Here is a 23,330-nt window from a genome sequence, read left to right as displayed (position 1 = left end):
CTTCGAAGGAGCAAGAGCCCACTAACACCCGCGAGATCGATCTCGGACCGCCGCCTCTTCGCGTGCCGGAATGATCCTTGGCACCCTTTGCGGGGAATCCTACGCATTGATCGACGACATCAAAAGAGGAACAAAATGCCGACGATCAGAAAACTCAGAGGCCGCTGGCAAGCACAAGTGCGGCGACGCGGTATGAAGCCTCGGGCAAAGAGCTTTGATAGTAAGACCGAGGCCGAGAAGTGGGCGCGCGAGCTGGAAAGCCAGGTCGATCGTTTTGGTGCCGCGCCCGACACCAAGATATTGGAGACCACTACGCTCGGCGACTTGCTCAAGCGTTACAAGATTGAAGTATCACCGACAAAGCGCGGCTGCGTGCAAGAAATCCAGCGCATTGACGTGCTTGAACGTCATGAGATCGCGCACCGGACATTGGTCGGGCTTTCACAGCCTGACATCGCATCTTTCCGCGACGAGCGCCTTAGCAGTGTGGCTCCATCTACCGCGGTTCGCGAAATGGCGATCCTTAGTCACGTAATCGAAGTCGCGATGCGCGACTGGGGCTTTCCTCTCAGCCGCAACGTGGTCAAGCTGGTTCGACGGCCCATCATTCGGAACGAGCGCAAGCGCCGCTTGGAAGGCGACGAGGAGCAGCGCCTGCTCGACGGGTGCGACGGCGGCAAGATCGCGTTCATGAAGACGCTGCTTATTGTTGCCATTGAGACCGGGATGCGCCGCAGCGAGATCCTCGGTTTGAAATGGAATAACGTCTCTCACAACCGCCGCGTCATCACGCTGGAGATGACGAAGAATGGGTCCGGTCGGGAGGTGCCGATGTCGCAGCGTGCGTTTGATGCAATAACGGATTGGAAGTCGCGGGCGGATTCGGACCAGCCTCGTGTGTTTCCGATGGCTCCAGGGTCGCTGGAGCAAGCTTGGTATCGTCTTCTTGTCCGGGCCAAGGTCACAGGGCTGAGGTTTCACGATCTTCGCCACGAGGGCGTTAGCCGTCTATTCGAACGTGGGCTGAACATCATCGAGGTAAGCAGCATCTCGGGTCACAAAGAACTTCGGATGTTGAAGCGCTACACCCACCTGTCTGCCGACGATCTTGTCACTCGCCTCGGATGATGCGGCGGTAACCTTGACAGACCTTTACATATGCCGGTTCGAAGCAAGGTCGATGTAAAGGTCAGGACCGCAAAACCTTTACAATTGTATATCTTTGGTTGTCTCCAAAAGCGCCGCGAAGCCCGAGATCCCTGCGAAAACGACCGCGACCTTTACACTAAGTTTACATAATCTTTACAAAACTGCCTAAAATCAGCAAATTCGCTTGTGATGTAAAGGTCACGTGACGCGCAGCGGTTGCACCGTATCTCTCGCATGCGTCGACCGTCGTATTGCCCCGTGCCAACAGTGGAGACAAATCACGTTCGGCGTGTTCCGAAGCTCACCTTCGTGCCGGAGCCCTTGATTGCCAGCACCGAAAACATATCCAGCGCATGGGTATGTCTGGCTCGCGCATTGATCGACGGCACGGCGCCTGGTTCATCTGCGGCTTCGATCTAAGCTCCAATTGATCTCAGAGCGATCAGATCCTCCTCGCTGGCGCTGTAAACGGATGATGACCAGAAGCGCGCGATCTTTTTTTCCGCATCAATTCGGTGCCGGGAAGCCTCCTATGCCGGAGGAAGCGACGGCGCCATTCATACTAGCCGCATATCGAAGTCCTAGAGAAAATCAATGCAGTCGATGGGGATGCCTTTTGCGCCGGCGATGATCCGGTTGACCTAACCTCCTCAGCCAAGATCGACACAGAAGCTCGCGGGCGAGCGCCATGTTCAGAGCAGCACTTCGTGTCATTTGCGAAGGGGATCGCGCCAGTGCGAATCCTCGGGTCGAAGGTCAGACGGGTGAGCGCTGAGACGTCTGGGGAGGATCGTGCCTAAACGAATCCTCAGCTCGCTGGCAATCCGTTACATGATGATCTCCCGGGAGGGAAATCTCGACGTGAGACGCCGAAGGCGTCTGGCAAGGCCCGCAGGGCCGCGCAGTGCGAGCGAAGCGAGCTGAACTGCTGGAAAAGTTTGCCAGCGTCACGTTTTGTGCACTCTCTTACTATGTATCTAATATCTAAAGTAATGCGTATACATAGGGAGAAAACGCACAAAGCGTGACGCTTTCGGCATATGCGCTCCGATCGCGGTCCCCGCTATAAGTGCAATATCATCGTGAGGAAAAGACCATGAGCAAGGACACCGAGGCCAATTGCCCGGAAACGAAAATGCGGCATGAAGCTCGATCGGCTTTGCGCCAGCTGGAGATCGAATGGCGTGCACACCAGAAAGAGGACATGAGCCGGCGAGTAGCCGAAAATTCCGCAAGCCACTCTCGGTTTCGGTATCGGCTTGCACGTGCGGCTGAAGGGAAGAAAGTGCGCTCCTACATATTTCATAACCACGCGCCGCAGCTTCCGGGTGAGTGGCACGCCGCCTACCAGAAGCGAATCCATCGTGATCGAATGCGCACTAGGCGCGGTGTTACAGCAGCCACTGTGCGGCCTTGGACTGATCTCTCTGAACTAAGCGATCAGGAGAAAGCTGACCATATTCGAACAAAGAACCGCGATCGCCAGGCTCGTCGCCGCGCAATGAAAGCAAAACTGGAAATGGACCTATTTATGGCGGACTTTATCGAGGAGTTTCAAAATAAGGCGGAAGGAACCGACAATGCTGAGTGAGGAGTTGAAAGCCTTAGTCAAAGCGCTGGCTGATAAGTATCGACAGCGGCCCAGCAATGTAATCTGGGCCGCAAACCGTTTTCCTCACTTCCCCCATGCGCGCCAAAAGCCTCGCTTTCGCGTGAAGGCGATCTCGCAGAGGTGGTCTCCGTTGTCCAAGGATATAGATCGAGAATGCCGCGAAGGTTAGATCTGACCGGCGATATTACGCACACAATTCGGTTAAGGTTGATCGACTTTCGTTGGCGAAGACAGTCTCCTACAAGCTGAGCACTCAACCGAGCCAGGGACGCTCGGGATCTTTTGGGTTCGCTGCAAATTCATTCGGCGTGCCTCCTCGTCGGGATGCCTTGCGATCTGCGTTTAATGGTTCTTTTGCTGGAGACAACGCAGCGATCACAATCAACGCAATGAGGTTGAAGAAGAAGCCCAGGGCAAACCAACCTAAGGGATCTCGGTTTTTGTTCGCCGCGATGATGGCGCACGCGCCACCGAGAACGATGCCGGATACGAAAATGATTAATGAAAAGTCCATGCACCCCTCGCTCAGTGCCGAGCCTATACATGACCCGAGGAGAGCGAAAGGGAACCTTTGTCCGATAGAGGTCAGCCGTAACTGCTGATCCGGTCGCATTCTATAGTTTCAAGGGCTTCCGGAGTAGCACCATTTAATGACCGACAGAGCGAAATGGTTCCTTTATGTCAATGGCTTAGCTGCCATCTAATGGATCATTGCGATGAAACTGATCGGATATGCTCGTGTCTCAACGGTCGAGCAGAACCTGGATTTGCAGATCTCGGCCCTTCAGGTGGCTGGATGCTTGGAGATCTTTACGGACCAAGGATTGTCGGGTGCGGATTTCCAGCGTCCAGGCTTGAGAAAAGCGCTTCGAAAGATACAACATGGAGACATGCTCGTAGTCTGGCGGCTCGATCGCTTGGGGCGTTCTCTGGTCGACTTGATCCAGACCGTGAGCGCGCTTTCGAAGCGCGGCTGCGAATTCCGTTCATTGACGGAGAACATCGACACCTCTTCGTCGGGTGGCAGACTGTTGTTCCACGTCATGGGTGCCATGGCCGAGTTCGAGCGCTCGATCATCAGTGAGCGCACCAAAGCAGGGATGGAAGCCGCGAGAGCACGAGGATCTCGGATCGGGCGCCGTCCGTCAATGACCGACGCGCAAACCGCTGATGCCCGGCGCGCTGTCGAAGTCGACCTGGAGCCGATCTCTGAAGTGGCGGCACGATACAAGGTCCATCCCAAAACGCTGGCTCGCGTCATTCGCGTAACCCAAGCCGAACAGCATTCCAGCCCAATCCTCGAAGAGACTCATGGGCGCGTGGGGCAAGCCAAATGCTGGGATGTAACGTCAGCGTCGGTCGAGCCAGCCAGCGAGCGTCTGTGAGTCAACGAAGATCATCTCGCATCATGACCTTGCGGTAGCCGCTTCCTTCGGCAATGTTCAGCTGCGAGATGAAGGGTAGGGCATGAGCAAAGCATGGATGGTGCGCGCTGAGCGCGATGGACGGCTCTTCGATGCGTTCAAGGAGAAATCGGCCGTCGCAATCGGCTGGAATAAGGTTGGCGATCTTTCGAGCGTCAAATCGCGAAAAGCAATCGCGGATCTTGTCAGTGCGTCCTGGCCCGAAACGAAGCCGCAGTCGGTCGCCATGGCTGCCGGGCAGTTGCACCGCTTCGTGAATGAGATCGAGATCGGCGACATGGTCGTCACTTACAATCCTTCTCGCCGTGTTTATTTGCTTGGTGAGATCGCTGGTCCATACCGCTACGATACGTCGGTAGACCCGGAGGATGCCCAATATCGGCCCGTGCGGTGGCAAGGTGAGGTCAGTCGCGATCTTCTTTCTGTCGAGAGCCGCAACAGCCTTGGCGCCATTTCTACTCTCTTCCGGATATCGAATGAGGTTGCTGCTGAGTTGAGAAAAGCGCTTATCTCTGGTCACCCGGCAAAGCCAGAGATCATTGCGGCGGCAACTGAGTCCACCGAGGGGGACCTCTTCAAATCGATGGAGAGCCGCGCGCATGAGTTCATTAAGGACAAGGTCAGCGCACTCCCATGGGATGACATGCAGGAGCTAGTCGCCGGCATCTTGCGCTCGCTGGGCTACAAGACACGCGTTTCGGAAGCAGGCCCCGATCGCGGGAAGGACATAGTTGCTTCGCCAGATGGTTTCGGTTTTGAATCGCCACGCATTGTGGTTGAAGTGAAGCACCGAAACGGCGCTATGGGCGCCCCAGATGTCCGAAGCTTCCTCGGCGGGCGCCATCCACAGGATAAAGGGCTGTATGTCAGCACTGGCGGATTCACGCGTGAAGCGCGCTACGAGGCAGAGCGGGCGAACATACCGCTCGCTTTGATGGACCTAGACGATCTCGTGAAAAGTCTTCTTGAACAATACGATAAACTGGACCTTGAAACGCAGCAATTAGTGCCATTGAAGCGAATTTTGATACCGGCGTGGACATGACAGTTGAACCACAGGCTGCCTTTGCGGAGAGACGATACTGCTTCGCTATTTGGCCACCTCACGATGTCCGTCGCCGCCGACATGTGCTAGAGATCAAAGCTCTTTAAATATCGCTCAATCCGCGGACCTCTCCGATCCATGAACTTCGGGTGACGCTATGCATCATAACATTTCGCTCCCTACCTCGGCAGCTAACTGTTGGATCGACAACCCAATAAATCATGTTGCTGTTGGTCGGATTATATTTTTCAATTATGGCAAGGATATAGTTTTCACCATGTGAGGCCGCCTGCTGCCATTCGCGAGCCGTGAATGTTGGCGAGCAATAACCGACGGAGCTCTTCACCTCGACATATATCGTCCGGCGTCCTTTGTGAGCCAATATATCGTAACCAACCTGCTGTCTGCTAACGTCATGAACGTCCCACCCATCATCTCGCAAGGCAGCATAGACGAACTGTTCAGCATCCCATCCGTGATGGGATCGAGGTGGTGAAGTCAGAGTTCCGGTGAGTGTTGGTGTTCTTAACCTGGATGTTCTCGGTCGCGATCCGAGCCTGGTGGTTGAGATTGTTGCGACCGCGGCGGGAGCAAAAGCGAGCGACGGAAACTCTTGCAGGAAAGACCTATTTTGCGGGTTGTTCAAGCTTTGATCAAAATAAGCGTCGAATTCGCGTTCGGTAAAATTGAAGTCAGAACAAAAATCTTCTACTGAAACGTCAGTTGCTGCTCCAATAGAGAGAGCTGGATTGCTGTCATGATACAATGTGTATATCAATGGAATCAGCGGTATGCGATCGCCGTTAGGCGCCACGTAGGGCAGGAAGTTATCGAGATTCATTAAATCGACTGCAGCGAAGCCGTTTCCACCTGGATCTATCCGTAGCCATTTGCGGTGCTCTTCGCGTCTGTAACTTGCGCCGGACTCACAAAGCTCGCAACTACCCCCTTCTAAATTGCCGACCAGATGGCGACAATCAGACCGGTCCTGATCAAGGAAGGTTTGACTAGCTAATTCATTAGGCGATGCATAGCATCCTATGCCTTTTTGCAGGTGAAGATTGTTTCGCCAAATATTAGAGCTAGTCTTTCCGCCAATCGGAATGACGCCAGTCCGGGCGAGGTGGTTATTCTCAAAAATAGAGACTACGCAGGCGTTCAATGGACGGGACGACTTCGAATACAAATCATCAAGCATTGATTGTAATACATCAGATTGTATAAATGTTCCCGAATGAATACTTGGGATATACTGCTCGTAGAATTTCAAGGCAAGAAATATTTGAACGAATCGACCTTTGTAGCTCCGCCCTACAACTTCACGCTTGAACGCATTGAGCGCGCGTAACGCGCCTTCATACGGCTCCGGACTTCCAACTTCCATTGCTCACCTAACATTTGAAGAGTATTCGTCGGGTGATATAACCCCTCGCATAAGTTGTTGGAATGGTGAGTTTGGAGGGGTAAAATAATCGAGCGAGCTTCCATCCGTTCCGGGTTCGAGCGGCGGTAAGTCAGAAATTGCGTCGACGACAGTAGGCGGCGGAGGAAGAAGCATATCCGATTTCCCCCAAGCCGAGATTGGCGGTGGTGGAAAAAGTGGCTGCGTCCCGGCCCTGGTGCCTGCAATGATCACCCTTGTCCGGCGCTGGGGAACTCCAAACTGTTCAGCTTTGACTGTCCAAACGCTTGTCGCATATCCGGCTTGTTCCAGAGTAGCTAATACCATCTGGAGCACACGACCGCCTTCCATGCTTTTCAGCCCCTGCACGTTTTCAAAGAGAAATCCATCAGGTTGAACGTGAGTTAGAATATCCGCGTAGCGCTTAAATAGGTGGTTCCGCTGGTCCTCCATGCTTCTCTTGTTGCCGGCCGTAGAGAAGCCCTGACATGGCGGGCCGCCAAGAACCAATCTTTTAGTGTCGTGCTTCTGGCCTGTGTTCTTGGCGTATTTGACTATTTCCGAGAATACATCGTCGCTCTCGACGTCTCCTAATACGGTGTTACCGCCAAGGTTTTTTTTATAAGTTTCCAGCGCTGATGCATCGATGTCATTACCGACCACCTGTTGCCAGCCCGCCCAGTGAAAACCGAGTGAGAGGCCTCCGGCTCCAGCAAATAAATCGATAAATTCGCCCTTTTCGCCTAAATGTTTGGCAATTTGGAATGCGAGAAGCGGTGGGACTGCGTTGCCAATTTGCTTGTTTACAGCGCTCTTACTTCCGTAGAATTCAAAGCTATCGGGGAACGTCTGGAGCCGCGCAGCTTCCCGCTGAGATATCATCCTGTCCTGTAAATAATGGACAAATGATCCATTTCCTGGCCTGTTGAAGTAAGTCGAAATAGTGTGAGAAGGGGATTCTGGTTGCATCCTCCCATAATAAGTCGAACGGCTTCCTTCGCCGCGGCGGAAACTTTCTCTGATCTGCTGGAGACGTTTGGAAGGGATAGATTCCGGGATATCTTTCCAATTTCCACCGGGTGGCACTGCGCGGACAATGTCTAAGTCTAGGCAGCTGAGGGCTGGTGTATAGTGGTTCGGAATCATAGTTTATATTTTTGCCCATGCAGATTTAGACATCAGAAATTCTCTTTTTTTCTCAGGAATCCATTTGAAAAATTCAAGAATTTTTGAAAAGTTACTTCTATCAAACCCATATGCTTTCGCGCAAGCCACTTCGAGAAGATCTTCAACGGCAGCGTCTCCAGCAAGTCGCCTTTCGCAGAGAGTGTCGATCAAGCAAAGCCCGCTCAGCGCAGGAACGCGCACTTGGCGAATGACACCAAGCGACACATGAGACGTTGATAGAACTGCCCTGGCTTGTAATTCAAAAACTAGGGAGTTCATAATGGCTAACAATCGTCTTAACTTGCTGATGTCGCCATCTCTGAAATATGCCACGTGAAGCGAGTTGCCGGTTACCCATCCGCCTGGAATGATCGTCGCTTGAACGCGTCGCTTTTGCGTTGGGCGAGATACATCACGCCAGGCAATGCGCTGGAAATTCGCGCTTGATGGGATTATCGGGCCCGAGGTCGATACATAGGAGTTAGGAGGATTGTGAACGGCGTATTGGCCGATCATTCGACCCTTAATGAAATGATATTCACCGCTGCGAGCTAAGAAATTTTGATAACCAGTTTCATCTAATTCACGGCCTGCCCACAATCCGTCGGGATGCCCCTCAAGCTCCTTGAAAGTTTCGTGATGCAGGAAGGTTTCGAAGAGAGCCAAGGCTCCGTGGCCTAGCTCAAATGGTATGGTTTGCCCGGGACGTGCTTTCAGGCGTTCAACAGCGACGTGGCTTCGCTCTTTTAAGGAAAGGTCATTGTTGAAGATTGAGAGTTCGATGTCCTTGCTAGGTGTCCCTCGATTGGCTGTAAAATAAAGGCATGATTGGTCTACACGATCGAAAAGGCGGGCCTCAGCGGGAAAAAAAGACATCGTCCGTATATCGAGATCTTGCCAAAGCCACTCTCGCAATTTCTCAGAATTTTGGTCTGCAAACAGTGCAGCGGGGCAAATGATGCCGACGGACCCCCCTTGCCGAACTAGTTTAACTGCCAGCTCAGTGCCAACACGAGAAAGATTCGTTCCCCATCCGGAGAATTTCCTACTTGGTTGAGACATGGGATACATAGAGGCCAAGTCAGCATCAAAGCGCCTCAAATGTTCAATGACCTGCGCTTGCTTAGATGAGCTTAGCAGCCTCAGTTCTCTGCGATCCGGCTTCAGGGCCTCCCATGGAGGATTGGTGATGCACAGATCGAATGTGCCGTGATGCGACGATGCTAGATGGAAGCTATCGCCCGCTCTCACGTCGATGTCGGCCGTCAGACCATGTTTTTGTAATGCGACTTTGACGTTTTTCTCCGCCAGCTTCAGCGCTGACTCATCGCAGTCCCACAGAGAGATGTTGAGGTGCTGGCCCCGAAGTGATGCATTAGCGTTGCTCAAAAACTTGACAACAAGGCGCCCGTCACCTGCAAACGGATCCACCAGTGAACGAGTTGTCTTTTTTTTGCGAGCGCCTGCGAGATCAATCGCAACTAATTCGGAGATAAAATCGGGGGTATAGAATTTTCCGGTATACCGCTCGTGGAGCGATTTTCTCGAAAATGCGCCGCTGCCATCCGTGATATCGCGCAGATTTACGACGAGGTTCATGAGAGCCTGCATAACGATGATTCGAATCTACACTTATGCCGATTGGTTGCCCTCCATTCAAGGACCACGACGCCACACTCCTGGTAAAAAAGGCCACGTCATCGGCACATCAGCGACTCACCCAGCCTGTCATTTGCTCGTTATGAGAACGCCCGCGCCGAACAAGCGCCGACCAAGACCGCGGAGAGGTGGCAGAGTGGTCGAATGCACCGCACTCGAAATGCGGCATACCTGCAAGGGTATCGTGGGTTCAAATCCCACCCTCTCCGCCATTACAAAATCCGGCGATCCGATCACACCGAAAGCCTGCCCAAGGTCCCGGCATTCAGCGCGCCGTGCGGACGTCTTCAAATCTCAATCCGAAGCGCGCCAGATATTTCGACAGGCGATCTGCGTCGTTAATGCTCTTTTTCTCAAGGCGTGAGCTTGCGAACAGGGCTCGGCCTGCGGCGCTGATATTGGCATGTTCTCGGCATATGCGGACGACGGCTGAAAGCTGGGCCGAATCGAAAAGGTCGAGCCCGGCGACCGCGTCTCGGCCGAGGATCTCGATGAGAATATCGTCATTCGACAGGCTCTGGGCCGAATTCCTCCATGAGGCTTTCAGTCGGCGAATTTCGTCCTCGACCGCTTCCACGGTGATCCGTCCTTGTGGGGCGAGCGTCGCCATGCGGGTGATCGAGGCGGAAAGATCGCGGAAGTTGGCGCTCCAGAGAGCCTCTGGGCTGTTTGCGAAGGAAAGGTAGCGCTGGCGAGCCTCCTTGTTGAAGGTGATGTTCTGACCTTCCAATTCTAGAAAACGCCGCAGCTCGAATTCGAGGTTGGGCTCTATGTCTTCCCGGCGCTCGCGCAGGGCAGGAAGCCCGAATGTCCAGAGGTTCAATCGCGCAAGGAGATCTTCGCGAAACTGCCCCTTCTGCACGGCTTCGCCCAGATCCCTGTTCGTGCCGGCGAGGAGCTGGAAGTCGGCAGACACTTCTCGGTCCGCGCCAACCGGCAGGAAGCGCTTTTCCTCGATGGCACGCAGGCACATGGCCTGTTCATCTGCACCCAACTCACCGATCTCGTCCAGAAAGAGAACGCCCTTGTCGGCGGACTTCAGGAGACCTGCTCGTTCGCCGGCGGCACCGGTAAAGGCGCCTTTGACGTGGCCGAAGAGGGTGGACATGGCCTGGTCGCCGCGTAACGTTGCACAGTTCACCTCGACGAAAGGTCCGGTTACCTTGCGCTGGGCCTTTTTCAGTTCGTAAATCCGCTTGGCAAGCTGCGATTTACCGGCGCCTGTCGGCCCTGTGAGCAGCACAGGTGCGCTCGAGCGGATAACGACGCGTTCGATTTCATCGATCATCCGGTTGAAGGCGGCATTGCGCGTAGAAATACCGGATTTCAGGAAGGATCTGGCATCGTCCCTTTCCGAGGCAAAGCGCTTAGCGATTTCATCGTATCGTGAGAGATCAAGATCGATAATGGCGTGCGTGCCTGCAAAGTCCCGATCCGGTTCGCGGCCGCGCGGCGGCGAGAGCTGTAAAAGGCGGCCGGGAATGATCCGCGCCTCAGTCAGCAGAAACCAGCAGATCTGGGCGACATGCGTGCCGGTAGTGATATTGACGAGGTAGTCCTCGCTCTCCGGATCGAAATTATAGTTGCGGGCAAAGTCTCGTAGGCTCGTATAGACCTCGGAGAAATCCCAGGGATCCTTGAGATTGATGATGTTCTGGCGGACTTCGGTTGCCGGTGAGACGGTTTCGATATCCGCAATAATCCCTTTTGCCAGCCATTCCGAATGGTTGTCGTGAATGAGATCAAGGCGATCGATGAACATTCCGGGCTGCCGGCACAGACCAACGTTCGGCCGCCATCGGTTCCAGCGTTCTTCGTGGCGGCCGAGATCAAGCGTCGTCCCAAGGATGCTGATGGCAACTCGACGTTTCATGGGTTATCCAATTATATAAGGCTTATATTTTAAGATACGATATGAAAACTCGAATGAAATCGCAATTCTAGGCTGAAAGTTCTTTTCGAAGTTTTTATCCGTTTTAAAACAATTGGATAGAAATAAATTTCTGCTGTTTCTGTGCTTTGGGCGTCCAATTGGCACACCACTTGAATTGTATCCGGCGTCACAAAATTTGCGTGACACGCCTTTGGCAAAAGTCTGATGCGAAAAGATCGTCGCCTGGGTGGTGTGGAAAAGCGAACGAATAGAAGGACTGCAGAAGCAGAAAAGACCATGGTTAAAGTCGTAAGCGGACAGGATCTGATCGACGCAGGCATGCTGCAGGGCAAGTGGTTTCGCCCGGCGCTCGATGCTGCCAATAAGGTTCTGAGCGAAAATGGTTCGATGGATGAGGCGATGGCGGCTGCGCGGACATTCCAGCCGGGGCCGACGCTCGCGCTGCGCACGTCTGGCGACATCGAGATCTATTCGAACATCCGCGCTGAAAACTCTTTCGAGCAAGACAATGTCGAGAAGGTGAATGCGACGATGCGCGAGCTTGTCCGCACGCCCGTCATCCGTGCGGCAGCAATCATGCCGGATGCCTGCCCGGCCGGGCCTGTTGGAACCATTCCGGTCGGCGGTGTCGTCGCATCGGAAGGAATCCATCCGGGCATGCACTCTGCGGATATATGCTGCTCGATGGCGATCTCTATCTTTCCGAGCGTCGATCCGAAATCGCTGCTGGATGCCGTTCATGCCGTGACGCATTTCGGTCCGGGTGGCCGTCCACGCGGTGCGCAGATCAAGCCGTCTGAAGCCACGCTTTCTGCTTTTCAGCAGAATCCGTATTTGAAGGATGGTGCGTTCAGCGCGGGAATTGAACACTTCGGGACGCAGGGTGACGGAAACCACTTTGCCTATGTCGGAACGATGAAATCGACCGGCGAGACGGCTCTCGTGACCCATCACGGTTCACGGGCCCCGGGTGCGCGTCTCTATGATCGTGGGATGAAGGTTGCAAACCGCTTCCGCGAACAGATCTCGCCGGAAACGCTGCGCGATAATGCCTGGATTCCCAGCGATACCGAGGAGGCAGAACTCTACTGGGCGGCACTTCAGACGGTGCGTCAGTGGACGAAGGAGAACCATTATGTCATCCATGATATGGCGGCGGAAAATCTCTCTGCCAAGGTCGCTGATCGCTTCTGGAACGAGCACAACTTCGTTTTCAGGAAGTCCGATGGCCTCTTTTATCACGGGAAAGGTGCGACCCCGGCGTTCGACAAATGGGCGGCAGATGCAACGGATCTGACGATCATTCCGCTCAACATGGCGGAACCGATCCTCATCGTTCGCGGTTCGAATGCCGCGCATGGCTTGGGCTTCTCACCGCACGGTGCCGGCCGTAACTTCTCGCGCAGCGCCCATCTGCGGCGTCTTGCAGAAGAATACGGTGCCGACTCCCGCGGGCTCAGCCCGAACAACATCGCCGATATTCTGGCGAAGGAAGCGGCTGGGATCGACGCGCGTTTCTTCTCCGGCTTCGCGGATATTTCCGAATTGCCGGGTGCCTACAAATCGGCTGCCAATGTCCGGGCGCAGATCGAACAGTACGGTCTTGCCGAGGTGGTCGACGAGGTGATTCCTTACGGAAACATCATGGCGGGCGACTGGCAGAAAAACGCGCCTTGGCGGAAGAAGCGCCGGTAGTCCGGATGTGCGCAGATGTGGCCTGTACAAAGAAAGGGCGGAGTAATCCGCCCTTTTGGGTTTTGGATATTAGATTTATCTCGGCGGATATAGGTCCTCGATTTTTAGATCAACATTGAGGTCAGCGGGTTCCTGCCGGGCAGCCGAACTCGGTTGGAGGTTTCCGAGCAGCGAAGAAACCGCGTTGTCTCCAGCAAAGCCCGCTTCTTTCAGAAGCTGGTCGAGGACGGGCTTGTTGGCCTGATAATTCAGCAATTGGCCCGCAAGTCCGTCACCGAGCCCTATGTTTCCGCTTCGGGCGTCGCCGCCGCGTCCCAGCATGCCGCCGGTGTCGAAAATACGGATATCGGAAATCTTCTCGATCGGCTTCACCGCCTCAGCCAGCGCCTGCGGGATGATACGGATACGCTCGCGCAGGATTTCGTAGTCGATGATCGCCGCACTCAACCGGTTGCGTGCTTCGTTCAGCAGGGCTTCGCTTTCGGCCGCCGCCTTGCCGGTCTCCAGAACGCCCTTCGCTTTGATGACTGCGGCGTCTGCCTCTGCCACCGCGAGCGTCTTGATGGCGTCCGCCTGGTCGACGGCGGCCTGTTTTTCAGCTTCGGCACCGACGGTCACGGCCGTCGCTTCGGTTTCCGCCTTCTTGCGGGCGTCGATGACGGCGATCTGACGTTCGCGTTCGGCAATTTCGACGGCTTTTGCGGTCGAAACCTTTTCCTCCGCTGCGATAGCCAGGGCCCTTGCCTGTTCCGCTTTAGCCTTGGCTTCGGACTCCTCGCGGCTCTTGGTGGCGACGGCAATGGCGCTTTCCTGTGAAACGATCTGCAGGTCGCGGCGGGCTTCGGTATCGCGCTGCTGCACGGCGCGGGATGCGTCGATATTCGCGCTTTCGCGGACCTGCTTGGCGAGGGCCTCACGCTCGGCAATCGCCTGCTCGGTGGTGATGCGGGCCTCTTCTTCCGCGCGCTTGGCAGCCTGCTCCTGCTGGGCGGTTTCTGCGCGCGTTGCGGCCGACTTATTGGCGATGTCACGCTCCTGGTTGAGCTCGGCTTCGCGCTTGGTGCGCTCGATTGCCAGTGACTGCTGGCGCGCTTCGAGATCTTTCTGGGCGATGGCGACTTCCGTATCGCGGACGATCTCGTTGCGTTCCTTCTTGCGGCTTTCGGTGATGCGGGTCAGCGTTGCGAGGCCCTGCGCATCGAAGAAGTTGTTGGCATTGAAATGCTTGATGTCGGTCTGGTCAAGGCGGGTCAGGGAAACCGATTCGAGCTCGAGGCCGTTCGATTGCAGGTCAGCGCCGACGGCCTCCTGCACGGCCTTGACGAAATCCATGCGCTGTTCCTGCAGCGCATCGAGGTTCATGGTGGCGGCGACAGAGCGAAGACCGTCCACGAATTTCGCCTCGATCAAAATCCGAAGCTGTTCCGCATCGTTGGTGCGATTGCCGAGGGTCTGCGCAGCGAGCGCGATCGATGAGGCGTCGGGTTTGACGCGCACGTAGAATTCCGCACCGATATCGACCCGCATACGGTCCTTGGTAATGAGTGCGTCACCTTCGCCGCGCCGTACCTCAAGCCGCAGCGTCTTGAGATTGACGCGCGCTATCGATTGAAAGATCGGAAGGACGACCGAGCCGCCATCAAGGACGACCTTCTGGCCGCCGAGACCGGTGCGAACATAGGCCTCGTCCCGGCTGGATCGAGTGTAGAGTGTTGCGAAAACCAGGCCGATGCCCAGGATCAGTACAAGGCCGATAATGGCCGGCAATAGCAGATCGAATATCATGGTGACTCCCCGGTATATGTATCTGGCGCCTTCAGCATGTTTGACGGCGGAGTGATGGCTATGAAAACATTGGATTTATGGTCGACAATGAGGACCTGGGCGCCGATCGCCATGGGCCGTTCGTTCGGCGCGGCCCTAGCCCTGAACGTATGCCAATTGCTGTGCCGGTCCTTAATGCGAACACAGCCGGGCAGCCCTTGATCCAACGGGCCGACTGTCACTTCGCCAGTCCTTCCAATGAATTCGGCGAGGTCAACGGCATAGGTCTCATCACGTGGTACGAGCCGCCCGACGATCCTGGTCAGGGATCGGACTTCAGGGATCGCAACAAGAAAAGCAGGCACCGCGGCCACGAGTGTCGGCAAAGGCAACCAAAGGGTTCGGGCAATCGCCTGGAAAACAAAGCCGTTTATGGCAAACATGCCGAGAAACAGCATCAGCAGCACCAGAACCGGAACTCCACCATAGTTGAGCCATGACAGAAGCCCCGACACGCCGCTGCCGTGATCGTCGGGTAATGCCTTTCCGATCAGCTCGCTGAGCGAAAACCCAATCAAAAGGCAGCACATTTCCAGAAAGGTCAGTGCAGCCAGTATGATTGCCGCAACCGCAAAGGGGGTGGAGTGAGGGTCGAGGAAAAGATCCATCTGCGTTTAATTCTGACCGGCCTTGAGCTGGGCGAGCCGGGCTTCGATCGCCTGTTCCCGATGCAGACGGTCAAGTTCATCCAGCTCTGCGCTTGCAGCCTTATCCTCTGACGGAACTCCTGTGAGGCGTGAAACGGCCGCGGCCGCGCGGGCTGCCCCGTCAGTCGGCCGGCTTCGGCCGGCTGCAGTGTCGGAAGCCTCATGCAGATGCTGAAGACTACGCTTCAAAGCGGCCAGCTTTTCTTCTGCCTCACGGCGTGTCGCCAGGATTGCCTGAAGCGCTTGCTGGCCCTCATCCAGCTGTGTTCTGGCGGCCGATAGGGCATTGTCGAGTGCAGCAAGCTGCGCCTCCAGATCGATCTGTCTTGCCACGCCCGCCTTCGCAAGGTCATCTCGATTGGCCGACATGGCTGTGCGGATCTTGTCATCAAGGGCGCGCCGATCAGCTTCGATCTCGCTGCGTCGGGTCTGGATGCGATATTCTTCTGCCCGTGATTTGCCGAGGTCCACACGGGCCTCGTCGGCAGCAGAATCGATGTCACGAAGCGCTTGTTCGACGACCGCGATTTTGTTTGCTCCTTCGGCCTTGTCGACGGCAGCATTCGCAAGTCCGGCGATAAGGCGACCTACGCGCGACAATATCCCTTCACTTGTCATGATATTGATCTCCCTTCGGTTTGCATGCGGAGTGACGCCGATATCGATCTGAAAGGCACCGTTGTTGGCAACGAGTTGAGCCGCAAAGATGTTGATCGACCCGTTCGAATAGCCTGCGACGTCGTAAGGAACGATCATTCGGCCACGAACGGTCGCGAGTGACAGCGTTGCGGGTCCCTTTATCGAGAACAGTTTTTCATCCAGAGGCAGTTTTGCCGGTGATATCGGATGGTTGCGATTGGATGCGAAGTCGCGCAGACCGAGGGTGACCAGCCTGGCCGGCAGTCCCGTTTTCTCCCGAACGGTCTCATAAGCCAGTTCGTGAAGCGTAACGAGATTGGCTCCGTCTTCTTCCGTCAGCATCTCGTCGAGCATGGCGAGCATTTTTGCGTAGGCGGCAAAGGTCTCGTCCAGAGCCTGTTTTGCCTCAGGGTCAGGCGAAAGGTCATAGCGCAAAATCGATGTGTGAGCGGTTTGGGCCATGCCTTTAAACATAAAGCACTGCTTTTGTGCTTTCAAGTCCAGGTTTCAGTTTTTAGTTGAAATTTTATCCGGCGGATGAATCCCTAGGTATGTATGGCGCATTCAGGACATAAATGATTTTCTCAAGCGTGGCGTGCAATAGGGACGCTCTCGCAACGATCGGAAAAGAGCTTTTCGCTGAGGAAATCGACAAGCACGCGGACCTTGGGCGAAAGGTGCCGGTTGGATGGCCAGAGCAGGTGGAACTGGGCGGGGGCATCGATATGGGCATCGAGCACCGTGCGCAGCCTGCCATCTGCAAGAGGATCGCGGGCGAGGAAATCCGGCATGCAGCCGATGCCCATGCCACTGACAGTGGCGCCGCGAAGGGCTTCCATGTTGTTGCAGGTCAGCACCGTGCGGGTTCTGATTTCCGGATGATCGGGAGAGAGGCTGAGCGGCCAGGGCTGCAGTTTTCCGGAATTCGGGAATCGGAAGCGGACGCCTAAGTGACCTTCCAGGTCACGTGGGCAATCCGGAGTGCCGTGTTTTTCCAGATAGGCGGGAGCCGCGCATAGCAGAAGCTGGAACGGGCGAAGTGCACGCGACATCAGCCGCGAATCCGGCAAGGTTCCGCTGCGGATGGCGACATCGACGCCCTCTTCGATCAGATCGACAATCCGGTCGTTGAAGTCGAGATCGAGTTCGACCTCCGGGTAGAGGTTCACGAATTCCGGCAGGATCGGCAGGATCAGATGGTAGCTGACCAGCGGTACGCTCACGCGCAACCGCCCCCGAGGGATCGCAACCGCCTGAGCGAGCGAGGCTTGGGCGTCTTCCAGGTCATCAAGGATGCGCCGGCAGCGCTCATGGAACAGGCGGCCTTCTTCCGTCAGTCGCAAGCTCCGCGTCGAGCGCTGGAACAGGCGGACGCCGAGCTGTTGTTCAAGCGCGGTTACGGCCTTGCCGACAGCGGAGGCGGAAAGGCCGAGAGCACGGCCGGCGGCGACGAAACTTCCAAGATCCGCCGTTCTGACGAATGCCGTGAGGCCACCCAGAGGCTGGTCCATATACAGATCCATTCGAGCGGTTTCTTCCTTTATATGCGGAACAAACCATAGGTTATCGAAGCATTATCCTCAATTTATGCTGCTTTCCGCATTCGAAGTCCAGGCGTTTCAGCGCCGCCCGTGCCCTCCCAATCGCGTCCCACCCTCGAACCAGCGGATATCTGATGACCGTTCCCCACAAATCCAAACCTGCAAGTATCGCGGAGAAAATCTTCGTCTTGATCGCCATCTGCTCCGCAGCGGCGGCTATGCCTCTTACCTTTACAGGTCCCGCCGTGGCCCTGCCGGCAATCAGTGCCGAACTCGGCGGCAGCCCCATTGCCCACAACTGGGTCACCAATGCCTTCATGCTTACCTTTGGCAGCACGCTTATGGCCGCCGGTGCGCTCGCGGACAGCTATGGCCGCAAACGCATCTTCCTGTGCGGCCTTGCCGCCTTCATCCTGTTTTCCGGCGGGCTTGCCTTTTCGCCTGATATCGTCTGGTTCGACGGCCTTCGCGCGCTCCAGGGTTTCGGCTCGGCCGCGGCTTTCTCTGGCGGGATGGCATCGCTAGCGCAAGAGTTCGACGGAAAGGAACGCATGCGTGCCTTTAGTCTCGTCGGCGCGAGTTTCGGTATTGGCCTGGCCTTCGGACCGATGGCGTCGGGCATGATGATCGAAGCCTTCGGTTGGCGGGCGATCTTCGCACTCGTTGTTGGCCTCGCCATCATCGCTTTCATATTCGGTGCGGTATTCCTGACGGAAACCCGCGATCCCGAGGCAAGGGGGCTCGATTGGCCGGGCGCAATCAGCTTCACGCTCGCTCTCTCGCTTTTTACTTATGGCGTGCTGCGGGCACCGGAGAGCGGCTGGGGCGATGCCCTTACGCTTGGGCTCCTTCTGGGCTCGGCGCTGCTGATGGCTCTCTTCTGCTTCATCGAGCACCTCGTAAAGCGGCCCATGCTCGATCTGACGCTTTTCCGGTATCCCCGTTTCGTCGGCGTGCAACTCCTTGCGGCTGCTCCAGCCTATGCATTCGTTGTCCTGCTGATCCTGCTGCCGGTGCGTTTCGTCGGTATCGAGCGTTTGAGTGCGGTTGCTGGGGGACAGATGATGATCGCGCTTTCCGGCCCGCTCCTCATCCTGCCGATCGCGGCCGGGTTGCTGACCCGGTGGTTGCCGGCAGCGACGATCTGCAGCGCCGGTCTCGTCATCTCGGCTGTCGGTCTCTTCTGGCTCGCCCATATTCCCGTCGGTTCGGACCATGTGGCGCTTGTTGCACCCCTGCTGACGATCGGTATCGGCATCAGCCTGCCTTGGGGCCTCATGGACGGGCTTGCCGTCAGTGTCGTGCCGAAGGAGCGCGCCGGCATGGCAACCGGGATTTTCAGCACGACCCGCGTCGCCGGCGAAGGGGTGGCACTCGCCATCGTGAGTGCGGTCCTCTCCGCGCTGACGCAGTCCTATCTTGGGACAAGCCATGAAGCGATCGTGGCGGCACAGCGTCTGGTGACGGGCGATCTCAAGGGTGCGGGCCAGGCTCTTTCCGGAATAGGCGAACTGGAACTCATCCATGCCTATAATGATGCTTTCGGCCTGCTTCTGTGGTTTCTAACCGGCATCACGGTTCTGACGGCAATCGTCATTTTCACTTTCATGGGACGAGGCGTCGGCAAAGCCGGCGAAGCGGCTGAAGAGTCTGTTGCTGTTTGAACGGAGAAGGGCGGACAAACGTTTCCGCCCTTTTAACTATAGCCACTGAAAAACTATTCTTTCCGACGCAATTTATCCTGCAATATTACATCCCGCAGTAACGACTCCTAAAGTCCGGGCTGTCACTTTTATTTCCATTGGCATTGCGTGAACATATTTACTGGCTGGGGTTTTGAGATGAATCGTAATCGGGATGATTGGGTCAACCAGCGGGCATATGCCATCTGGGAAGAGGAAGGCCGGCCGCACGGTCGGGGCGAGAGCCATTGGGCGCAGGCGCTCAGGGAGTTCGATCAGCTCGAAGCTACCAAGGCTTCCGCCGACGGCAGTGATCTCATCGAAAAACTGAAGGCAGCCGGGCGCTTGATGCGGACCTATGACGAGGCCGAGGCACAGGATAATCAGAGCAGCCGGCGCCAGACGGCAGGCCGCTAGATTGAATCCCGCCACGCGGCAAAAGCCATTTCTGTGCGAGCTTGTATAAGCCGCCGACCATCAGGCCGGCGGCTTTTGCATTATCGCGCCAGGCTATCCGCAAGCGTGATGTGAACGTTCTTCAGCTCCGAATATTCATCGAAACCATGACGGCCGAGTTCGCGGCCGATCCCGCTTTGCTTGTAGCCGCCGATCGGCATTTGCGGCGTGCCGTCGCCCATGCCGTTGATCCAGGTACGGCCGGCCTTGATGCGGCGGATCGCCTGCAGGGCAGTCGATAGATTGTTCGACCAGACGCAGGCAGAAAGGCCGAAAGGTGTATCATTGGCCAAGCGGATTGCCTCTTCGGGATCCCTGAAGCGGAAGCTGGCAAGAACCGGGCCGAAGATCTCCTCACGAGCAATCGACATATCCGGTTTCACGCCGGTGAAGATCGTCGGCGCGTAGAAGGCGCCGCCTTCGCCGAGAATGGTGCCACCGCTATAGATCTGTGCACCATCCGCCTTGCCTGCGGCCACGTAGCCGGAGACCTTCTCGAGATGGGCTTTGTGGATCAGCGCGCCGACGGTGCTGGAATCGTCGAGCGGATCGCCGGTGACGATGCTTGCCGCCAGAGCCTCGACCTTTTCCAGAAGCTTGTCAGCGACAGACTCATGAACGATCAGGCGACTGCCGGCGATGCAGACCTGACCCGAACAATGAAAGGCGCCGCCTGAAATCTTCGCGGCGGCGGCATCGAGATCGGCATCGGCGAAGACAATCTGCGGACCTTTGCCGCCGAGTTCCAGGCCGACCCTTTTGATGTTCTGGCCGGCAATCGCGCCGATGATGCGGCCGACGCGCTGCGAACCGGTGAAGGTGACCATGTCGACATCGGGATGCTCGGCGAAGATCTGGCCGACATCGGCGCCATAGCCTGTTACGACATTCAACACACCGTCCGGCAAGCCAGCCTCGCGGGCAAGTTCTGCGAGGCGGATGGTCGAGCCCGAGGTGAATTCGCTGGGTTTGATAACGACGGTGCAGCCTGCGCCAATCGCCCAGGGAATGCGCTCGGAGCCGATCAACAGGGGGAAATTCCAGGGCGTGATGATGCCGACGACGCCGGCTGGCTCGCGCAGCACGAGACCGAGCGTATTGGCACCCATATCATTATGCGTTTCGCCTTCGAGGCCCTGTGCATGGCCGGCGGCATAATGCCAGAGCGACGCGGAAAAGCCCATTTCGTCGCGCGCCTGGTTGATTGCCTTGCCGACCTCCAGCGCCTCGATGGTGGCAAGCTCCTCGATATTCGCTTCGATGAGATCGGCGACGCGGCGCATGATGCGGGCACGCTCGCCACCGGTCATTTTCGGCCAGGGGCCATGGTCGAAGGCTTTGCGGGCAGCCGCAATTGCAGCCTCGGCGTCGGCACGCGAACCTTTCGGAATGGCGCCGACGATATGGCCGGGGTGAGCAGGACTTTCGCGGTTGATCGTCTCTCCTGACTGGGCGGGAACGCTCCTGCCATCGATCAGCATGGAATAGCGGCGGTCCTGCAGAAGGCGCGGATCGTCTAGGCGCGGCGCGATGAAGCGATATTGGACGGTCATGACTTTGTCCTCGATTGCTGAATGGGACTGCTGATGGGCGACTACTGTCGGGCGGCCCAACTGAGGCCGCGCCGGAGAATGAGAGGCATGTAGGGATGGTTGAATTCGGCGGCGACATGGCCGAGTGCCGAATAGAAGATGCGGCCCTCGCCGAAGTGCCGCTTGAAGACTACCGGCATCGCGATATTGCGCGCGGCCGGATCGTACTGGCCGGTAAAGGTTGTGGTGGCGAGGATTTCGACCGAAGGATCGTAGTGCAGGTAATATTGCTCCGAGCGGTAGTCGAAATCCGGGATGCCTTCCATCAGCGGATCGTCCTGCCGCGTCACCGCGACCCGGAAGTCGATGATATTGCCGGGATGGGCGACCCAGGTGACGCCTGAGACGTAGCGGAAGGGGGCGCTTTCCTTGAAGGACGTGGCAAGGCAGCCATGATGGCCGCCGAGGCCAAGCCCGCCACGTACCGCTTCAACCAGCGCATTGGCATGCGGTTTTTCCAGCGTCTCGCCGGTGATGACAGGGACCAAAAGGTCGGCTTTTTCAAGCTGCGGAGAGCCGAAGATGTCGAGATCATTGGTGATCTCGACCGCAAAGCCGTCTTCACGCAGCAACTCGCCGACGATATTGGCGCATGGTTCAGGCTCATGGCCTGCCCAGCCGCCCCAGACGATGATGGCCTTCCTCATCCTTCCTCCTTCAGAGCGTTTCCGTTTCTCTTCGAACTACGAAAATTCTCTATCTCTTTGTCTTCACGCAATTCCGGAGGCAAAACCGCTGCCTGTTTTCGCCGGAATTGCTCTAGGCCTGATGCAGCAGACCTTCGATGGTAACACTATGGCGCAACGGCTCGCCGGCCAGATAGCGTTCTATCTCTTCGACCACGAGGCGGCCAAGACGATGGCGCTCGCGTCCGATGGCGCCAGCAATATGTGGCGTCATCAGTACATTCTCCAGCGTATAAAGAGGGGAATCGACCGGCGGTGTTTCCGGCTCCGTCACATCGAGAATTGCCCAGAGCCGGCCACTGACGAGTTCGGCCTCCAGTGCTGCGCTATCGACAATGCCGCCACGGGCGGTATTGATCAGCGTTGCGCCGTCGGGCATGCGGGCCAGCATGCCGGCGTCGATCATGCCGCGGGTGGATGCGAGCAACGGCGCGTGGATGGAAATCGTGTCGCAGCTTCTCATCAGTTCCTCGAGAGGAACAAGCGTTGCGCCCATGCGGCGCGCCTCTGACGCATCGACCAACGGATCGTGCAACAGGATTTCGATGCCGAACGGTCGCAGAAGCTCAATGACACGACGGCCGATGCGCGAGGCGCCGATGATGCCGACACGCTTTTCCCAATTGCCGGCGTCGCCGTCATATTGCTGGGAAACGCCGATGAAGCTGCGCTTCGACGTATAGTCCCGGCGAAACCGGAAAACCTGCTTGTTCGCAAAAAGAATGGCGGCAAGTGTAAATTCGGCGACAGGAACGGCATTCGCATCCGCAGCATTGGTAACGACCACGCCACGCTCGAAAACTTCCGGCGCGACCAAATGCTTCACCGACCCGGCCGCATGAGCGATCAGCCGCAGTTTGGGTGCAGTGTCGAGGACCGCTGCATCGATCATCGGGCAGCCCCAACCGGTTACGAGGATCTCCGCATCCGCGAGAATCTGCCTTGCTGCAGCGGCAGAGAAATCGCGGATCGGCAATTCGCCCGGCATTCGGCAGGCCTGCTTCAGCCTGGCAGTATCAGCAGTGGCAAAGAGCTTTTCAATGCCAAAGGGTCCGAAGGCGAAAGCAAGGGCCGGGCGGGCTTTCTCTGCGATCGAAGCATCCTGAAGCAATAGCACTCTCCCTTGCGCCAAGAAGAACTTCGCGCAGTACCGGGGCGGTCAAGCCGCCTCCCGCATCAGATCGCATGGATGCGCAAGTTGCGCAAGTTAATTGCG

19 protein-coding genes and 1 tRNA gene are annotated in these 23,330 nt (G+C 56.6%); 8 read left to right on the top strand and 12 right to left on the bottom strand.

Features of this window, described 5'->3' with window-relative positions; all coding sequences use genetic code 11:
- The first annotated feature begins 135 nt into the window (after positions 1-135).
- Together LVY75_32260 and LVY75_32255 are read left to right on the top strand one after the other, a co-directional pair.
- Entirely contained in the window at positions 136-1,128 is a 993-nt protein-coding gene (locus LVY75_32260) for a site-specific integrase (protein ID XAZ23417.1), read from the top strand.
- Positions 1,129-2,245: 1,117 nt separating this feature from the next.
- Entirely contained in the window at positions 2,246-2,740 is a 495-nt protein-coding gene (locus tag LVY75_32255) for a hypothetical protein (GenBank protein XAZ23416.1), read from the top strand.
- A 274-nt stretch (positions 2,741-3,014) separates the two neighbouring features.
- Here the strand turns inward: LVY75_32255 and LVY75_32250 are convergent, their stop codons facing one another.
- Positions 3,015-3,275, bottom strand: a complete 261-nt coding sequence (locus LVY75_32250; protein XAZ23415.1) for a hypothetical protein — start codon at positions 3,273-3,275, stop codon at positions 3,015-3,017.
- A gap of 202 nt (positions 3,276-3,477) precedes the next feature.
- Here LVY75_32250 and LVY75_32245 point away from each other — a divergent pair, with 202 nt between their 5' ends.
- Both LVY75_32245 and LVY75_32240 read left to right on the top strand, forming a co-directional pair.
- The gene (locus tag LVY75_32245) at positions 3,478-4,146 is read left to right on the top strand and encodes a recombinase family protein (GenBank protein ID XAZ23414.1); all 669 of its coding nucleotides are present in this window, start codon (positions 3,478-3,480) and stop codon (positions 4,144-4,146) included.
- Positions 4,147-4,228: 82 nt separating this feature from the next.
- A complete protein-coding gene (locus LVY75_32240; GenBank protein XAZ23413.1) occupies positions 4,229-5,230 on the top strand; it encodes a restriction endonuclease in 1,002 nt (333 codons plus the stop codon).
- 103 nt (positions 5,231-5,333) lie between these two features.
- Here LVY75_32240 and LVY75_32235 read toward each other — a convergent pair whose 3' ends face one another.
- Genes LVY75_32235 through LVY75_32225 form a run of 3 tightly spaced genes read right to left on the bottom strand, consistent with a single transcriptional unit; the run spans position 5,334 to position 9,398 of the window.
- Positions 5,334-6,614, bottom strand: a complete 1,281-nt coding sequence (locus LVY75_32235; GenBank protein XAZ23412.1) for a DUF3883 domain-containing protein — start codon at positions 6,612-6,614, stop codon at positions 5,334-5,336.
- Between the two features lie 3 nt (positions 6,615-6,617).
- Positions 6,618-7,778 carry a DNA (cytosine-5-)-methyltransferase gene (gene dcm / locus LVY75_32230; protein XAZ23411.1) on the bottom strand — a complete coding sequence of 387 codons (1,161 nt, stop codon included), beginning with the start codon at positions 7,776-7,778 and terminating at the stop codon, positions 6,618-6,620.
- Between the two features lie 3 nt (positions 7,779-7,781).
- On the bottom strand, positions 7,782-9,398 hold the full coding sequence (locus LVY75_32225; protein ID XAZ23410.1) for an Alw26I/Eco31I/Esp3I family type II restriction adenine-specific DNA-methyltransferase: 1,617 nt from the start codon (positions 9,396-9,398) through the stop codon (positions 7,782-7,784).
- Between the two features lie 182 nt (positions 9,399-9,580).
- Here LVY75_32225 and LVY75_32220 point away from each other — a divergent pair.
- Positions 9,581-9,670: transfer RNA gene (locus LVY75_32220), tRNA-Ser, on the top strand.
- A 53-nt stretch (positions 9,671-9,723) separates the two neighbouring features.
- Here the strand turns inward: LVY75_32220 and rtcR are convergent.
- Positions 9,724-11,331, bottom strand: a complete 1,608-nt coding sequence (gene rtcR, locus LVY75_32215; protein XAZ23409.1) for an RNA repair transcriptional activator RtcR — start codon at positions 11,329-11,331, stop codon at positions 9,724-9,726.
- Between the two features lie 297 nt (positions 11,332-11,628).
- On the opposite strand from rtcR, the gene LVY75_32210 reads away from it, so the two are divergent.
- The gene (locus tag LVY75_32210) at positions 11,629-13,047 is read left to right on the top strand and encodes an RtcB family protein (GenBank protein ID XAZ23408.1); all 1,419 of its coding nucleotides are present in this window, start codon (positions 11,629-11,631) and stop codon (positions 13,045-13,047) included.
- A gap of 75 nt (positions 13,048-13,122) precedes the next feature.
- Here LVY75_32210 and LVY75_32205 read toward each other — a convergent pair whose 3' ends face one another.
- From LVY75_32205 to LVY75_32190, 4 genes are all read right to left on the bottom strand, one after another.
- Positions 13,123-14,832, bottom strand: a complete 1,710-nt coding sequence (locus LVY75_32205; GenBank protein ID XAZ23407.1) for a flotillin family protein — start codon at positions 14,830-14,832, stop codon at positions 13,123-13,125.
- Positions 14,829-15,479, bottom strand: a complete 651-nt coding sequence (locus tag LVY75_32200; protein ID XAZ23406.1) for a YqiJ family protein — start codon at positions 15,477-15,479, stop codon at positions 14,829-14,831. The genes LVY75_32205 and LVY75_32200 overlap by 4 nt, the downstream gene beginning before the upstream one ends.
- 6 nt (positions 15,480-15,485) lie before the next feature.
- A complete protein-coding gene (locus LVY75_32195) occupies positions 15,486-16,631 on the bottom strand; it encodes a PspA/IM30 family protein (protein ID XAZ23405.1) in 1,146 nt (381 codons plus the stop codon).
- 110 nt (positions 16,632-16,741) lie between these two features.
- Positions 16,742-17,668 carry a LysR family transcriptional regulator gene (locus tag LVY75_32190; protein ID XAZ25875.1) on the bottom strand — a complete coding sequence of 309 codons (927 nt, stop codon included), beginning with the start codon at positions 17,666-17,668 and terminating at the stop codon, positions 16,742-16,744.
- 164 nt (positions 17,669-17,832) lie between these two features.
- Between LVY75_32190 and LVY75_32185 the strand changes: the two genes are divergently transcribed.
- Together LVY75_32185 and LVY75_32180 are read left to right on the top strand one after the other, a co-directional pair.
- Complete coding sequence (locus LVY75_32185; GenBank protein XAZ23404.1) at positions 17,833-19,362, top strand: MFS transporter; 1,530 nt, start codon at positions 17,833-17,835, stop codon at positions 19,360-19,362.
- A gap of 177 nt (positions 19,363-19,539) precedes the next feature.
- Positions 19,540-19,797: a DUF2934 domain-containing protein gene (locus LVY75_32180; protein ID XAZ23403.1), complete on the top strand. Its 258-nt coding sequence runs from the start codon at positions 19,540-19,542 to the stop codon at positions 19,795-19,797.
- 80 nt (positions 19,798-19,877) lie between these two features.
- Here the strand turns inward: LVY75_32180 and LVY75_32175 are convergent, their stop codons facing one another.
- From LVY75_32175 to LVY75_32165, 3 genes are all read right to left on the bottom strand, one after another.
- Positions 19,878-21,389 (bottom strand): aldehyde dehydrogenase family protein, encoded by a 1,512-nt coding sequence (locus LVY75_32175; protein XAZ23402.1) that lies wholly within the window; start codon positions 21,387-21,389, stop codon positions 19,878-19,880.
- Positions 21,390-21,430: 41 nt separating this feature from the next.
- Positions 21,431-22,075, bottom strand: a complete 645-nt coding sequence (locus LVY75_32170; protein XAZ23401.1) for a ThuA domain-containing protein — start codon at positions 22,073-22,075, stop codon at positions 21,431-21,433.
- A 112-nt stretch (positions 22,076-22,187) separates the two neighbouring features.
- On the bottom strand, positions 22,188-23,225 hold the full coding sequence (locus LVY75_32165) for a hydroxyacid dehydrogenase (protein XAZ23400.1): 1,038 nt from the start codon (positions 23,223-23,225) through the stop codon (positions 22,188-22,190).
- Between the last annotated feature and the right edge of the window lie 105 nt (positions 23,226-23,330).

Origin of the sequence: Sinorhizobium sp. B11, assembly GCA_039725955.1 — a bacterium.
GTDB lineage: Bacteria > Pseudomonadota > Alphaproteobacteria > Rhizobiales > Rhizobiaceae > Rhizobium.
This window is presented reverse-complemented; position numbering and strand designations above follow the sequence as displayed.